General features: G+C 61.9%; 13 protein-coding genes. 8 read left to right on the top strand and 5 right to left on the bottom strand.

All coding sequences use genetic code 11. The features are described from left to right. Positions 1 to 30: 30 nt before the first annotated feature. Positions 31 to 951 (bottom strand): LysR family transcriptional regulator, encoded by a 921-nt coding sequence (locus tag C4J89_RS22875; protein ID WP_124415640.1) that lies wholly within the window; start codon positions 949 to 951, stop codon positions 31 to 33. Positions 952 to 1,046: 95 nt separating this feature from the next. Between C4J89_RS22875 and C4J89_RS22870 the strand changes: the two genes are divergently transcribed. The 7 genes from C4J89_RS22870 (at position 1,047) to gdhA (ending at position 8,984) form a co-directional block, all read left to right on the top strand. Continuing rightward, positions 1,047 to 2,240 carry an MFS transporter gene (locus C4J89_RS22870; RefSeq protein WP_124415639.1) on the top strand — a complete coding sequence of 398 codons (1,194 nt, stop codon included), beginning with the start codon at positions 1,047 to 1,049 and terminating at the stop codon, positions 2,238 to 2,240. Between the two features lie 34 nt (positions 2,241 to 2,274). Further along, on the top strand, positions 2,275 to 3,099 hold the full coding sequence (locus C4J89_RS22865; protein ID WP_124368417.1) for a hypothetical protein: 825 nt from the start codon (positions 2,275 to 2,277) through the stop codon (positions 3,097 to 3,099). A 32-nt stretch (positions 3,100 to 3,131) separates the two neighbouring features. Further along, positions 3,132 to 4,361: an MFS transporter gene (locus C4J89_RS22860; protein ID WP_124415638.1), complete on the top strand. Its 1,230-nt coding sequence runs from the start codon at positions 3,132 to 3,134 to the stop codon at positions 4,359 to 4,361. A gap of 39 nt (positions 4,362 to 4,400) precedes the next feature. After that, complete coding sequence (locus tag C4J89_RS22855; RefSeq protein ID WP_124415637.1) at positions 4,401 to 5,630, top strand: pyridoxal phosphate-dependent aminotransferase; 1,230 nt, start codon at positions 4,401 to 4,403, stop codon at positions 5,628 to 5,630. Positions 5,631 to 5,653: 23 nt separating this feature from the next. Beyond that, positions 5,654 to 6,499 carry a hypothetical protein gene (locus C4J89_RS22850; protein WP_124415636.1) on the top strand — a complete coding sequence of 282 codons (846 nt, stop codon included), beginning with the start codon at positions 5,654 to 5,656 and terminating at the stop codon, positions 6,497 to 6,499. Positions 6,500 to 6,545: 46 nt separating this feature from the next. Further along, positions 6,546 to 7,436, top strand: coding sequence for a phosphoenolpyruvate mutase (gene aepX, locus C4J89_RS22845; protein ID WP_124364479.1), 891 nt, complete (start codon positions 6,546 to 6,548; stop codon positions 7,434 to 7,436). Positions 7,437 to 7,646: 210 nt separating this feature from the next. Then, on the top strand, positions 7,647 to 8,984 hold the full coding sequence (gene gdhA, locus C4J89_RS22840; protein ID WP_124415635.1) for an NADP-specific glutamate dehydrogenase: 1,338 nt from the start codon (positions 7,647 to 7,649) through the stop codon (positions 8,982 to 8,984). Here gdhA and C4J89_RS22835 read toward each other — a convergent pair. From C4J89_RS22835 to C4J89_RS22820, 4 genes are all read right to left on the bottom strand, one after another. Beyond that, positions 8,981 to 9,478 (bottom strand): GreA/GreB family elongation factor, encoded by a 498-nt coding sequence (locus tag C4J89_RS22835; RefSeq protein WP_124415634.1) that lies wholly within the window; start codon positions 9,476 to 9,478, stop codon positions 8,981 to 8,983. The two genes, gdhA and C4J89_RS22835, sit on opposite strands and share 4 nt — an antisense overlap. Positions 9,479 to 9,586: 108 nt before the next feature. Next, positions 9,587 to 9,943, bottom strand: coding sequence for a hypothetical protein (locus C4J89_RS22830; RefSeq protein ID WP_124415633.1), 357 nt, complete (start codon positions 9,941 to 9,943; stop codon positions 9,587 to 9,589). 291 nt (positions 9,944 to 10,234) lie between these two features. After that, complete coding sequence (locus C4J89_RS22825; RefSeq protein ID WP_124415632.1) at positions 10,235 to 12,088, bottom strand: DUF4105 domain-containing protein; 1,854 nt, start codon at positions 12,086 to 12,088, stop codon at positions 10,235 to 10,237. A gap of 92 nt (positions 12,089 to 12,180) precedes the next feature. Beyond that, positions 12,181 to 12,669 (bottom strand): DUF3015 domain-containing protein, encoded by a 489-nt coding sequence (locus tag C4J89_RS22820; protein WP_124364474.1) that lies wholly within the window; start codon positions 12,667 to 12,669, stop codon positions 12,181 to 12,183. Between the two features lie 266 nt (positions 12,670 to 12,935). Here C4J89_RS22820 and C4J89_RS22815 point away from each other — a divergent pair, with 266 nt between their 5' ends. Beyond that, positions 12,936 to 15,374 (top strand): Lon protease family protein, encoded by a 2,439-nt coding sequence (locus tag C4J89_RS22815; RefSeq protein ID WP_124415631.1) that lies wholly within the window; start codon positions 12,936 to 12,938, stop codon positions 15,372 to 15,374. The last annotated feature ends 163 nt before the right edge of the window (positions 15,375 to 15,537 follow it).

Here is a 15,537-nt window from a genome sequence, read left to right as displayed (position 1 = left end):
CCCTCGCGCAGGGGTATTTTTTTGCCCGGATTATGCCGGCGGCGCCAGCGCCGGCCGGCCTTGCAGCAATTCACCGACCACCCCCATGAACGCCTCGACCAACAGCGAGCGTGACTGTGAGCGAGTGAGGATCAGCAGGTGCACCCAGGCTTCGGGGTCTGCCAACGGTCGGTAGACCACGCCTTGCCTGGCCAGGGTGCGGGTGCACTGGGGCACCAGCGAGACACCCTGGCCTGCCGCCACCAGGGCGATGATCGAGGTGATCTGGCGCCCCGCAGGGCCCGGACGCAGCGCCAGGCCGTGGCGTTGATACAGGTGCTCGATGGAACCGTTGAGACCTGAACCGTAATCGCTGGGGAACAGAATCAACGGGAACTCGCTGAGCTGGGCGAGGGTGACTTCGGCCTGGCCAGCCAATGGGTTGTCGCTGCAAAGCGCCGCCACCAGGGGTTCTTGCCCCAACGACAACACCTCGACGTCGGCTTGCCCGGGCTCCGGCAGCAGGCGGCTCATGCCGATGTCGATGCGGCCGTCCAGCACATGCGCGTGCAGGCTGCCGGAAGCGCTTTCCACCAGGGTCAGTTGCACCTCGGGAAAACGCTGGGCGAAGGCTTGCAGGGTTTGGCTGAACAGCTCCGACAGCGCGATCGAGCTGGCATACCCCACGACCAGTTGGCCGGTCGAGCCGGCGGCCAGCTTGGCGGCAATGTCCTGCGCAAGCCGGGCGTGCTCCAGCGCCGCGCGAGCATAGGGTAGAAAGTGCCGGCCCTGGGCGGTCAGCGTGACCGTGCGGCTGGTGCGGTCAAACAGGCGAAAGCCGAGCTCGGTTTCCAGGGCCGAGATCTGCCGGGTCAGGGGCGGCTGGGCAAGGTGCAGGCGCTGGGCCGCGCGACCGAAGTGCAGCTCTTCGGCGACCGTCAGGAAGTAACGTAACTTGCGTAGATCAAGCATTCTGTTTCCTGGGTATTGATCGGTCCGAATTCGGTATTGGTATTCGCCACGCTGCGCATTCTATAAAGATCCTCGACAATAAGACGAGAGGTCCCATGAACCCGCGCCTGCATCACGCCCGCTTTGCCGTGTTTCTGTGTGGCTGTGCGGCGTTTCTCAATCTCTACGCGACCCAGAGCATCCTGCCTGTGTTTGCCGAAAGCTTCCAGGTGAGCGCCCGGCAGGCCGGGTGGAGCATTACGGTGACCACCCTGGCAGTGGCTTTGGCTGCGCCTTTTGTCGGGCGCCTGACCGGGCGTTTCGAGCAACGCAACGTGATTGTCGTGGCCGCGTTGCTGTTGGCGCTGCCGGCGCTGCTGACGGCCTATGTGGACAGTTTTGCCGAGCTGCTGGTGTGGCGGTTTATCGAGGGTATGTTGATCCCGGTGGTATTCGCCACCAGCGTGGCCTATATCGGCGACCGCTGGCGCGCAGCGAGCGTCACCGAGATCACCAGCCTCTACGTCGCGGGTACGGTACTCGGCGGGTTTGCCGGGCGCTTTGTCTCGGGGGTCATGACCCAGTATGTCGGTTGGCGGGAAGCCTTCGAGCTGCTGGCGGTGATCAGCCTGGCGGTCGGCCTGCTGATCCTGTTGCTGCTGCCGGCCAATCCAGTGGCGCGTCCCGGCGTCGGGGGCGTGGGCGCGCGCGGGGTACGCTGGCTGCTGCGCAAACCCTTGATGGCGGCCTATGGCGTCGGTTTCTGCGTGCTGTTCTCACAAGTCGCGACCTTTACCTATGCCGGGCTGTATCTCAGCCAGGCACCGTTCAACCTGGGCGCCGCAGCCTTGGGGACACTGTATGCGGTGTTCCTGCTGGCGCTGGTGGTCATTCCCATTGCGGGGCGCTTGAGCAAATCGCGACCGCAATCGCAGCTACTGAGCGGCGCCGTGGCGCTCGGCCTCTGCGGTTCGGCTCTGACCTTGTTGCCGTCCCTGTGGTTGATCGTGCTGGGCCTGGCCCTGAGCTCGACCGGCGTATTCCTGGCCCAGGCCTGTGCCAATGCGTACATCGCCACCACGGCCGGGCAGGACAAGTCCGGTGCCGTGGGCCTGTACCTGACCGGCTATTACCTGGGCGGCAGCGCCGGTGCAGTGGCCCCGGCGCTGCTCTGGGAGCAGTGGGGCTGGCCGGGCTGCGTGGCACTGATCGCAGGCTTTCAACTGTTGTCGCTGGCAATCGCCCTGCTGGGCTGGAAACCGGTAGACACCCAGGCGCTGATCGCCGGCCAACGCGGCAAACCGGCCTGATGTTTCATCCAATAATGGACTATGAGAGGTGAATATGACTGACACCGTGATCAAGCGCAGCCAGTTGCTGAAGATCGTCGAACCGGTATTGAATGACATGCCGGCCAGTACCTTGCGGCATGCCCTGTTCGAAGCCTTTTGGGCTCAGGAAGAGGCGCTGATGGATATCGAAGAGGCTTTTGCGCGACTCACCTCGCGTCGGCATTCGCCGGCGGTGCTGCGCAAGTTCTTCGCCAGCTGGTCCAAGACCAATAATTCGGCGGCCAGTGTGTCCGGCCTGGCCAACCGGATTACCTTGCTGGCGCGTTCCGACGCCGGCTCCACCGCTGCGGCGCAGCTGTACCGTGCCTGCGGCAGCCTGCAGCGCATTACCGATGAAGACTTGGGCGCGTTGGGCAACACCGTGCACGCGGACCTTTTCTACACCATGGCGACCGCGCTGTGCGGCGATGACCAGTGGATGTTGAAGGACAACTGCCTGCCCTCGGCGCAGGCGTTCAAGGATTGGACCGACAGCCGTCGCCTGCGTGATCGCGACCTGCTGCAGGGGCTGCTGACCACGCTGATCCACGAGGTGTACACCCACGGCGAAGTGGAGTTCATCCATCCGTTGTACTCGCAGTGGTTCGTGCGCGACATGGGCGTGCCGCCGGAAAGATCGCGTGCGACGGTGGCCTGGGTCACCGTGCACACCGGCGGCACTGAGAGCGACCATTTCGCCCATGCGGTGGCGGCGGTGAACGAGTTCACCGCCGCCCTGCAGATTGAAGCGGACCCCGCCACGGCGCGCGGTATTTTTGCCGAATACCTGCAGCGTAAAGCCAGCGTGATGAACGATTGCGCGCAATTGCTGGGTTGACCCGGCGTTTTGCCTGAGAGCCACTGACCCGGATGAACACCCTGAAGCAAACCGCAGTCCCGTCGTTGTCACCGCCTGCCCAGGCAACTGTGCGCCGCCGCTCCCTGGTGGCCGGTTGTGGCGCGCATGCCGTGCACGACGGCCTGACCGATGTGATCTATGTGCTGTTGCCAATCTGGCAGGCGCAGTTCGGCCTCAGCTACGCCCAGGTCGGCCTGTTGCGCGGCGCCTATGCGGGCATGATGGCCGGCTTCCAGTTACTGGTCAGTCGCGCTGCGGCACGCTGGGGGCGCCAGCGCTTGCTGGTGGGCGGCACTGCGCTGGCGGGCTTGGCCTATCTGCTGGCGGGCCAGGCCGGTGGGCTGGCGGTGTTGCTGGTGGCGCTGCTGCTGGGCGGGCTGGGCGCAAGTACGCAGCACCCGCTGGCCTCGTCGTTGATCACCGATGCCTACGAGGCGGGCGGGGAGGCGGGCGGGGGCGTCAAGCAAGCGCTGTCGCAGTACAACTTCAGTGGAGATATCGGCAAAACCCTGATCCCCGGGTTGATCGGCCTGTTGCTGGCGGTCATCAGTTGGCGCGCCAGTGTCACCCTGCTGGGTGTACTCGGGCTGCTGGCGGCAGGCTTGTTGTGGTGGCTGATTCCGGCGCGCACCGAGGGTTTGGCGGCGCCGCCCAAAGCCACCCGTGCGGGCGGCGGCACCGGCTCCGTGAGCGGGCTGCGTGCGCTGATCGTGACCGGCACGCTGGACAGCGCGGTGCGCATGGGATTTCTCACGTTCCTGCCGTTTTTGCTCAAGGCCAAGGGGGCCGGGCCTGCGGGGATCGGTCTGGCGCTGACGATGCTGTTCGTGGGAGGCGCCTTCGGCAAACTGTTGTGCGGTTACCTGGGGGCGCGTATCGGCATGATGAAGACGGTGTGGGTCACGGAGTTCACCACGGCGCTGCTGATCGTCATGGCTGTATACCTGCCCTACGCCGGTTTGATGGTGATGTTGCCGTTGCTGGGGCTGGTGCTCAATGGCACGTCGTCGGTGCTCTACGGCGCGGTGCCGGACCTGGCGGGGCCGGGCAGGCGCGACCAGGCTTTTGCAGTGTTCTACACCGGCACCATCGGCGGCGGCGCATTGGCGCCGGTGCTGTTCGGCAGCCTGGGGGATGCCACCGGCGTGCCCCTGGCCGTTTTGCTGCTGGCCGCCACCTTGTTGCTCACCCTGCCGCTGTCCTGGCGGGTTCAACGAGGGCTGGAGGCTCAGGCCCGGTAGGGCGAACGAATTTTTCAGCGTGTTCTGGCAGGTATAACAATGAACAACAGTGAACCGTCTGCCGTGTCATTGCCGTTGTCCCGGCGTGCGCAACGTCTGCGCGCACCGGGCACGTCCAGCATGCGCAGCAAAGCCAATGCCTTGAAAGAAGCCGGCGTCAACGTGATCAATTTTGCCGCTGGTGAATTGTCCTTCGATGCCTGCCCGGCCATGAAAGCCGCGGTGAGCGATGCGCTGGCCAATGCCCGCAACCGCTATACGCCGCCCATCGGCCTGCCCCAACTGCGCCAGGCGCTGGCGCAGCAGGTCACTCAGCGCTGCGAGGTGAATTACGCCGCCGATGAAGTGGCGGTGACCGCCGGAGCCAAGCAGGCGCTGTATAACGCCGCGATGGTGCTGCTCGATCCGGGGGATGAAGTCATCGTTGCGGTGCCGTACTGGGAAACCTTCCCCACCCAGATCCAGCTCGCCGGTGGCGTTCCGGTCTATGTCGATACGGCTGCGGATGACTACCGCCTCACCTGCGCGGCGGTGGAAAACGCCCTGACCCCACGCACCCGCATGATTGTGATCAACACCCCGAACAATCCGACGGGCACGGTTTATCAGCGTGAACAACTGTTGGGGATTGCCCGGCTCGCGTTCGAACACCGGCTCTGGGTGGTGTTCGACGAGTGCTACCGCAAGCTGGTGCGCACGCCCCATGAACATCACAACATCGTGTCGCTGTTTGCGCCGCTCAAGCACCAGACGGTGCTGGTCGATTCGTTTTCCAAGAGCCACGCGGTCACTGGCTGGCGGGTAGGGTATGCGTGCGCACCCGCCCCAGTCATCGCCGCCATGCACAACCTGCAAGGGCACACGACGTCCAACCCCAGCAGCCTGTCCCAATACGCCGCGCTCGGCAGCCTGATGGCTGACGCGCCGCACTTTACCCAGCAGATCAATGCCTTCCTCGACCAGCAGTTGCTCGCAGCCTGCACTTGCCTGGGGCATGTGGATGACATCACCTGCGCCCCGCCGGAGGGCGCGTTCTATCTGTTTATCGATGTGTCGCGCAAATTGGGTGGCCGCTACCTGGGCACCGTTATCCGTGACGTCGACCACTTGGCCGATCTGTTATTGACCGAGGCCCATATCGCGGTGGTGCCCGGCTCCGGCTGTGGCGACCGCAACAGCATCCGCATTTCCTACGCCGTTGAGCATGAAGCGTTGATTGAAGGCCTCACGCGCTTTGCCCGCTTCATGTCAGAAGTCGTTGCGCATTAACCCCACCCAAAAGGATATGAGCCGTGGAAAATCTGAGCCGCCAATTTATCGGGTACGTGAACCAGGCACTGGTGGATGTCGAGGACCGACATCTGGCCCAGGCCCTGCTCAGCGGTTTCAGCAGCCAGCCCGCCGAGCTGGACAGGTACTGCGAGACTTATGTCGACATGACCTCCAGTAACTGGAGCGAGTCGTCGCTGTGTACGTTCTTCTGTGGCTGGCGCAGCCCGGACGGCGCCGCCCATGCCGTCTCGAGCATCATCGTGCGCATCCTTCAGGAGTCGGCATCCCTGGCCGATGACGCTCGGCTGAAGATGCTCGAAGCGGCGGCCCACTGTGGGGAGATCATCGTCGAGGACATCGGACTGGGCGAAATGCACGGGCATCCGCACCACTCCAAGCTGTATTACCGCATGGCTTCGGCGATCTGCGGCTCGGATGAATGGCGCCTGCAGGACAAATTCCTGGACCCGATCACCAAGGAGTTTTCCGGTTGGGTCGGGGAAAAACGCCCGTTGGCGCCGCAGCTCATCGAAGCGCTGGAAATGATGGCCATGACGGAGTTGTTCAACACCGGCGAGTACAACCTGATGACGCCGTTATGGAAACAATGGTTGCGCGATGTGCGCGGGTACAGCGCCGGTGAGGCCAGCCGCGTGGCGAGCTTTCTCAGCGTGCACTGCGGCAGCGTGGAAGCGCGCCATTTCAGGCACGCGGCAGAGGCGTTACGGCTTTACGCCAGCGGCACCGGGCAGGCCGTGGATTACAGCCGTATCGCGCAGCTATCCAGGGAGTACGTGGCCAGGGCCTGTGAATATCTGCAGAAAATGGCATCGGTACTCAAATGTGAACAGCCCGCCTGGGATTGAGCTGTCCGATAACTCCCGTTGTGCCGCTGACATGGAGCCTGAACCTATGATGGATACCGACGCGCGCCGACGCCCTCTGTCGGCGCTACTGGATAGCAATCGTTGCCTGCGCGTACTCGAAGCCCATAGCCCGATATCGGCATTGCTCGCGCAGCGCGCCCGGCTGGAAATCAGCCCAGGGCATACGGTGGGGTATGACGCCATCTGGTCGAGTTCGCTGACCGACTCGACCCAGCGGGGGTTACCCGATATCGAGATTCTTTCGCCCAGCAACCGCTTGCCCGGGATCCGCGAAATATTTGATGTGTGTTCGCTGCCGCTGATATTCGATGCCGATACCGGCGGCAAGGCCGAGCATCTCGCGATTCATATCAAGATGCTGGAGCGCGCGGGCGTCTCGGCGGTGGTGATCGAAGACAAGTGCGGCTTGAAGAAAAACTCATTGTTCGGCACCGAGGTCGACCAGGCGCAGGAGTCCATCGAGGTATTTTGCGCCAAGCTCCAGGCCGGCTGCGCCAGTCGCACTGGCTCAGGGCTGATGCTGATTGCGCGGTGTGAAAGCCTGATCCTGGATCGCGGCATGGAGGAAGCGATGGCGCGGTGCCTGGCGTATGTGGAGGCGGGGGCGGATGGCATCATGATCCACAGTCGCAGGCAGGATGGCCTGGAAATCCTTGAGTTCGCCAGGCAGTTTCGTCTGCAACGGCCCAAGGTTCCGCTGATTTGCGTGCCGACCAGTTATGTTCACCTGAAATTCGAGGTGCTGGAGCAGGCAGGTTTCAACGCGGTGATTTATGCCAACCATATGTTGCGCAGTGCCTACCTGGCCATGCGCGATACCGCTTTGGGCATACTCGCCCATGGCAGGACGTTGGAGTTGGAGCCGCGCTGTCTGGGCATCAACGAGATACTCGATCTGGTGCCCGGGACGCGTTAATGCGATGCGCGGGGCTGTCGTCCAACCTTTCACTCATTGGTGCATGTTTCGGGTTGAAATCCCTGTTTCAGGGCGAAATACGCCAGTTATTTATAGAAATGCACCATTTAAATTCATAAAAGCGACATTTTGCCCTGTCACGGTGCGAAATGAATTGCTACAGTCCGGCTCAATCTCTGTTTAACAACAATCATTTTGCCGAGACTTTTCATGCACGAATCCGTCGAATCCTTCCTTGCCCGCCTCAAGAAACGCGACCCCGACCAACCGGAATTCCATCAGGCCGTAGAAGAAGTCCTGCGCAGTCTGTGGCCGTTTCTTGAAACCAACCCCCATTACCTGACCTCGGGAATTCTGGAGCGCATCTGCGAGCCGGAACGTGCGATTAGCTTTCGGGTTTCGTGGGTGGACGATCAGGGCAAGGTCCAGGTCAATCGCGGTTTCCGTATCCAGATGAACAGTGCCATTGGCCCTTACAAAGGCGGTTTGCGCTTTCATCCTTCGGTGAACCTGGGCGTACTGAAATTCCTCGCCTTCGAGCAAACCTTCAAGAACTCTCTTACCTCGCTGCCCATGGGCGGTGGCAAAGGCGGCTCGGACTTCGACCCCAAGGGCAAGAGCGACGCCGAAGTCATGCGTTTCTGCCAGGCGTTCATGAGCGAGCTGTACCGCCATATCGGCGCCGACGTGGACGTACCGGCCGGTGATATCGGCGTGGGCGCCCGTGAAATCGGTTTCCTGTTCGGCCAGTACAAGCGCCTGAGCAACCAGTTCACCTCGGTGTTGACCGGCAAGGGCATGACCTACGGCGGCAGCCTGATCCGCCCGGAAGCCACGGGTTTTGGCTGTGTGTACTTCGCTGAAGAAATGCTCAAGCGCGACGGCCAACGGGTCGAAGGCAAGCGCGTGGCCATCTCCGGTTCGGGCAATGTGGCGCAATACGCGGCGCGCAAAGTGATGGACCTGGGAGGCAAGGTGATTTCCCTGTCGGACTCCGAAGGCACGCTGTACGCCGAGAGCGGGTTGACCGAAGAGCAATGGTCAGCCCTGCTGGCGCTGAAAAACGTGCAACGCGGCCGCATCAGCGAACTGGCCGAGCGTTTCGGCCTGGAATTTCGCCCAGGCAAAACGCCGTGGGAGTTGGCCTGCGATATCGCGCTGCCCTGCGCCACCCAGAACGAGCTCGACGCCGACGCTGCCCGCACGCTGCTGCGCAACGGCTGCATCTGCGTCGCCGAAGGCGCCAACATGCCGACTACCCTTGAAGCGGTGGATATCTTTATCGAGGCAGGCATTCTGTTTGCGCCGGGCAAGGCGTCGAATGCCGGCGGCGTGGCCGTTAGTGGCCTGGAGATGTCGCAGAATGCCATGCGCCTGCTGTGGACCGCCGGCGAGGTGGACAGCAAACTGCACAGCATCATGCAGTCGATCCACCATGCCTGCGTGCATTACGGCGAAGAAAATGGCCGGGTCAATTATGTGAAAGGCGCAAACATCGCAGGCTTCGTCAAAGTTGCCGAAGCGATGCTGGCCCAGGGCATCGTCTAGACCCCGGGTTCGATACGCAACACTTCGATCAACTGATCGCCAACGGGGCGCTGCCACAGCACCTCGTCTCCCACCTGGGCGCCGAGCAACGCGCGCCCGAGGGGCGAACCCCAGTTGATCAAGCCTGCGTTGGCATCGGCCTGATCTTCGCCGACCAGCTGGATGCGCTGCTGCTCGTCCTGCTCATTGGCGAAGGTCACCCAGCTGCCGATCTGTACTTTATCGGTAGAAGTGGCCGGCGCCACAATCTGGGCGCTCTGTACCCGCTGGTTGAAGTAGCGCAAATCCCGCTCAAGGTCGGCCTGGCGTTGCTTATCCGCCTTTTCGCCCTTGGCGGATTCGGTGCTGTATTCCTGCTGCAACTGCGCAACTTTGGCCTGCAACTGCTCCAATCCCTGCGCGGTCAAGCGATTGGGTTGGGCACTGACCTGGCGCTCCACCGGCTGATCAGCCTGGGCGGCGGCATTGTCTTCATTTACAAAAGCTCGGCTCATGATGTTCTCCCTCAATGGAGCTTGGGCCATGTTCGCCGCTCGATCGTTCCCACGCTCTGCGCGGGAATGGCGCCCAGGACGCTCCGCGTTCGCTTCTAACGCGGCGCGCTATTGCGAGCGATAAGCCTTGGCCGCATCGCGATCCTTCTCCTGCTGCCATTCGTGCTCGCGGTCGTCCCTGCGGTTGTCCTGGTAGTCCCGCAGCTCCTCGTTCTCGCGCATGGCCTTGCACTGGCGGAAACCGTCTTCCCAGCCTTCGGCGTACTGCCGGTCTTTCAGATAGCGGGGCACGTTCTTGCGAAACTCCCCGGTAATCACCCCAGCGGCCTGGCGACCGCTGCTGCAACCGTCGTCGAAGCCATCGGCAAAGGCCGGGGGATAACCCTTGGCCAGCAAATCCTGATGGGTTGTCTGGCAGCCCGACAACCACACCACCACAGACAGCATTAGCGCAGACCGCCACATGGCGTACTCCCTGGCCGATTTACGGCTGATAGGGGGAAGTCTAGTCAGGGATTTGTCAGATGTGTGTGAAAGGGGAGTCGGCGGGATGTGGGTTGTGCAAAATGATCGTTCCCACGCTCTGCGTGGGAATGCCTCCTGGGTCGCTCCGCGTCCCGCCAACCGCTGCACGTTTGGATTACTGCGCACAGGTGACGCGGAGCGTCACGGGCTGCATTCCCACGCGGGAGCGTGGGAACGATCTTCTCCGGCAAATTTTGTTCATGCACAAATAAGTGTGGGAGGGGGTATGAATCAGTAGTGGTACCACTTCACTTCGAGCATCACTTCATTCACCGGTGTCGACAAGTGGCTGTACTCGCGCTGGGCGCTCAGGCGCAGGCCCAGGTTGCGTGACAGTTCCCATTGCTGGTTGAGGCTGATGCTGCGCCGCACTTCGCCATTGGTGAAGAAATCGCCCTTGGCTTCCAGGCTCAGGTTGCCCAGCGGGTTCTTCCACAATAGGCCGGTGTTGAAGCCGGCAGCGGGGGAGATGGCTTCGCTGAAGTCATTGTTGTGTTCCACGCGCACCGTGCCGAGGGCGAAGCCGAGCATGTCGTCGCTCAACTGCCAGGTGCCGCCCGCGCCGCCGTTGACGTGGGCGACCAGGGTTTCGTCGTCGTGTTTACCCGGTACGCGCTCCAGGCCGCCGGTGACTTGCCATGACCAGGGTTGCAGCAGGGCGTTGCGTGGGGTCAGGGAGCGGATGGTGGCCAGGTCCAGTTGCTGCAATTGCCAGTGATTGCCTTCGTACTGTCGCAGTTTCATCTGCAGGATTTCGATTTGTGCGCCCAAGGGAAAGCCTTCGGCGTTGTCGTTGAGGTCGTGATAGGCCATGCGCAGGCCGTATTCGCCGAAGGCTTTGTCGCCACGGGTGCCGATGCCGGCCTGCCAGGTGCGCGATTCGTGGCCGTTCTCGGGCAGGCCGGGTGGGGTGATCTTCAGGTCGGGCGCAGGGTTCTGGTTGATCGCACGCAGCAGTTCGAAGCTGCGCTGAGAGCGTGCAGTGTCGCGCTCCAGGCCGTTGGCGCGGTAGCGGCCGAGGCGATAGGCGGCATCGATGATCAGCGCCTGGCGCTCGCGGGGCAGGGCTTTGAAGGCCGGCGCCTGCAATTGCTGCTGGTCATCGCTGATGGTGAGCGCCCACTGTTGCTCATCGCCGTCCAGCGGTTTGGCACGTTCCAGCAGTTCGCGTTCACGGGAGGGGCGATAGTCGATCTTTTCCACCAGGCCCGCCTCCTTGACCGCTTTGACGGTGTCGGTGGGGATCGCCGTCAGCGGGAACTGCTCGGTCAGGCGAAGGCCGGGGCGCGCTACTTGCAGCAGTTCCAGCAAGCGATAGGAGCAGTTTTCATCGAAGAAAAAGTAGTCGAACTGGATCTGCTTGAGTTCCCACACATGCTCGACCATGCGCTTGGTCTCGACTTCGGTGAGGTTCAGGCGGTATTCCCACAGGTCACGGTTTTCCAGGCTGCGGTATTCGGAGAGTTTTTCCTGGTAGGGCACCAGCGCGAACAGGCCGGGATAGCCGCCCATCAGGCCTTTCCAGGCATACAGAATGCTGTTGTCCGAGCCTTCGATATAGGCGCCGAAGTTGATCGCGTAGCTGAGCAGGGCGGTGTTGTTACTTTGCACGTCCGCCTGGTCGATGCGCAGCAGGGTGTGGCCGAACATCGACGACGGGCTGTTGAGGTACGCCGCCGGGAAAATCATCACCGCGCTGTGGGGCGCGACGTCCGTGAACCATTGTTTGAATTCCTTGCAGTCCACGGCCGGCAGGTCGGTCAGTTGCAACTGGTCCTTGAGCCAGCGGGTGCGTGCGGGGTAAACGCATTGAACGTGCTTTTCACCCAGGCTGGCCGGTGCATACAACGCATCCACGGTAGCCTTGAGTTCGGCATCCGGATGGTGCGCACCGTCAGCGGCAAGGAAGAACTTCTTGTCGCTGACATAGCTGCGCCAGCCGCTGATCTTGCCAGCTTCGTAATGGCCCAGGGATAGCCAGAACGGGTCATTGGCCAGTTGCTGCAAACGTTGATCGTCGAGGTGCGGTGCCGCATGCAGCGGGGCGCAGGCGAAGAAAGCCAGGCAAGCGAGGCGTTTGAGCATGGGGGCTACTTAAGTCGGACTGAAAAAAAGACCCAAGGGGGGCAGGTCGAAAAAACAAAACCCGCGCCTCGAAAGGCGCGGGTGGGTCGAGCTTAAGCCTGGGTAGCGTATTTCGCCAGACGGGCATCACTTTTCAGTACGGCAATGGTGTTGTTGTGCACGTCGTCAGCGGTCACGTCAGCCTTGCTGAAGATCTGCTGGAAGTGCTCGTGGGTCACGGCCGCGAAGTGCTCGCGATCTTCCGGCGCCACGCCCAGTACCACGGCGTAGGTAGTCAGCGCTTCGCCGTTACCCTTGGCCATGTCTTCGGACAGCTCGTTCATCATGCCATTCATGGCAATCCAGGACTTGCCGCCGTAGGTCAGGGAACTGTTGGTGCTGCAACCGTTGGTGCCCGAGGTCATGCCGAAGGTGGCGTTACCTGAAGTGCCGTTGGTGGTGGAGGCCAGGAAGTGGGCCGGAGTACCGCGCTGGCCTTCGAACAACATGTTGCCCCAACCGCAGTTCGGGCCACCTGGTGCTTCTGCCATTGCATTGAGGGAGACGACGGTGAAGAGAGTACCAAGAAGGATCCGTTTCATAGCTTTGTTCTCTTTGTGTGCAAACCAATGGACAAGGGTTCAGGCGCTTCGCAGCACCCTAGGGGCCAGTTATTAGTCCAACCCGCGCAGTTTGGAGTTTAGGCACGTTCCTGGGGTTCCGTGATTTTTTATAAAACATTCAGTCTCGAACGATTTTTTTGTACACCGTGCGGGCTGTCTATGCTTTCCCAAAAGCGCGCCTTGCCAGAGCGCGCAACCGAGAGCCAGAATGCGCCCATCTGCCCCGCCTGATGTAAGGAAGCCCGATGCCTGATCCTGTTGCTGCCAGCTTGCGTCTAGCGCCCGAAGCGCTGACTCGCCCTTTCTCCGCTGAACAGTTCAGCTTCTCGACCACCAATGATCTGGAGCCCTTTCGCGGTGTGCTTGGCCAGGAACGTGCAGTTGAAGCATTGCAGTTCGGCGTGGCAATGCCACGTCCCGGTTACAACGTGTTTGTCATGGGCGAACCCGGTACCGGTCGCTTTTCATTCGTCAAACGTTACCTGAGGGCCGAAGGCAAGCGCCTGCAAACCCCGTCGGACTGGGTGTACGTGAATAATTTCGATGAGCCGCGCGAACCGCGTGCCCTGGAATTGCCAGGCGGCGCTGCGGCGGCGTTCATCGCCGATATCAACGGGTTGGTCGACAACCTGGTGGCGACCTTCCCGGCCGTCTTCGAACACCCAACGTATCAACAGCGCAAAAGCGCCATCGACCGGGCATTCAACCAGCGTTACGACAAGGCCCTGGACGTGATCGAACGCCTGGCCCTGGAAAAAGACGTGGCGCTGTACCGCGACAGCTCCAACATCGCGTTTACCCCGATGCTCGATGGCAAGGCTCTGGACGAGGCCGAGTTCTCGCAGCTGCCGGAAATCGACCGCGAGCGTTTCCACACGGATATTTCCGAGCTGGAAGAGCGCCTCAACGAAGAGTTGGCGAGCCTGCCGCAATGGAAGCGTGAGTCGAACAACCAACTGCGCCAGTTCAACGAAGAAACCATCACCCTAGCCCTGCAGCCTTTGCTCGCACCGTTGTCGGAAAAGTACGCGGAAAACGCCGCCGTCTGCGGTTATCTGCAGGCCATGCAGGTGTATCTGCTGAAAACCGTGGTCGAGCAATTGGTCGACGACGCCAAGACCGACGCCCAGGCCCGCAAGCTGCTGGAAGAGCATTACTGCCCGAGCCTGGTGGTGGGCCATCCGGTCAACGGCGGCGCGCCGGTGGTCTTCGAGCCGCACCCGACCTACGACAACCTGTTCGGCCGTATCGAATACAGCACCGACCAGGGTGCGCTTTACACCACCTATCGTCAGCTGCGCCCAGGCGCGCTGCACCGTGCCAATGGTGGTTTCCTGATCCTGGAAGCGGAAAAAATGCTCAGCGAGCCGTTTGTGTGGGATGCGCTCAAGCGTTCCTTGCAATCGCGCAAATTGAAGATGGAGTCGCCGCTTGGCGAACTCGGGCGCCTGGCCACCGTCACGCTCAACCCGCAAATGATCCCGTTGCAGGTCAAGGTGATCATCATCGGCTCGCGCCAGCTGTACTACGCGTTGCAGGATGCCGATCCGGACTTCCAGGAAATGTTCCGGGTGCTGGTGGACTTCGACGAAGACATCCCGATGGTCGACGAAAGCCTGGAGCAGTTCGCCCAGTTGCTCAAAACCCGCACCTCGGAAGAAGGCATGGCGCCGCTGACGTCGGATGCGGTAGCGCGGCTGGCGACCTACAGCGCACGCCTGGCGGAGCACCAGGGCCGTTTGTCGGCGCGTATCGGCGATTTGTTCCAATTGGTCAGCGAGGCGGACTTCATTCGCCACCTGGCAGGCGACGAAATGACCGATGCCGGGCATATCGAGCGCGCGCTCAAGGCCAAGGCCACGCGCACCGGGCGCGTGTCGGCGCGGATTCTCGACGACATGCTCGCCGGGGTGATCCTGATCGACACCGCCGGCGCCGCCGTGGGCAAGTGCAACGGGCTGACGGTGCTGGAAGTCGGTGATTCGGCGTTTGGGGTACCGGCGCGTATTTCCGCCACGGTGTACCCCGGCGGCAGCGGTATCGTCGACATCGAACGTGAGGTCAACCTCGGCCAGCCGATTCACTCCAAGGGCGTGATGATCCTCACCGGTTACCTGGGCAGCCGTTATGCGCAGGAATTCCCGCTGGCGATCTCGGCGAGCATTGCGCTGGAACAGTCCTACGGTTACGTGGACGGCGACAGCGCGTCCCTGGGCGAAGCCTGCACCCTGATCTCAGCCTTGTCGAAAACGCCGCTCAAGCAGTGCTTTGCCATCACCGGCTCGATCAACCAGTTTGGTGAAGTGCAGGCCGTGGGTGGGGTAAACGAGAAGATCGAAGGCTTCTTTCGCCTGTGCGAAGCGCGCGGTTTGACCGGTGAACAGGGCGCGATCATTCCCAAGGCCAACGTGGCCACGCTGATGCTCGACGAGAAAGTCTTGCAGGCCGTGCGCGACGGGCAGTTCCATATCTATGCGGTACGCCAGGCGGACGAAGCGTTGAGCCTGCTGGTGGGTGAGGATGCCGGTGAGCCGGACGCCGAGGGGCAGTTCCCGGAAGGCACGGTCAATGCCCGTGTGGTGGAGCGTTTGCGCGCGATTGCGGAGATGATCAGCGAGGAAGACCTCAAGGAGGCGGAAAAGGAGCTGGCGCAGCAGGCGCTGGCTGAGGCCAAGCCCAGCTGATTTCTTAAGGCCACCTGGAGCAAAAATGTGGGAGGGGGCTTGCCCCCGATTGCTGAGTGTCAGCCACTGCATCTGGTGACTGACACACCGCTATCGGGGGCAAGCCCCCTCCCACATTTAGTTTTGTGGATGCCATTAAATTGACGACCATCCGCAACCCGAT

It is taken from the genome of Pseudomonas sp. R4-35-07 (genome assembly GCF_003852235.1).
Taxonomy (GTDB): domain Bacteria; phylum Pseudomonadota; class Gammaproteobacteria; order Pseudomonadales; family Pseudomonadaceae; genus Aquipseudomonas.
Note: the sequence above shows the minus strand (reverse complement) of the source record. Positions and strands in the feature narration are given on the sequence as shown.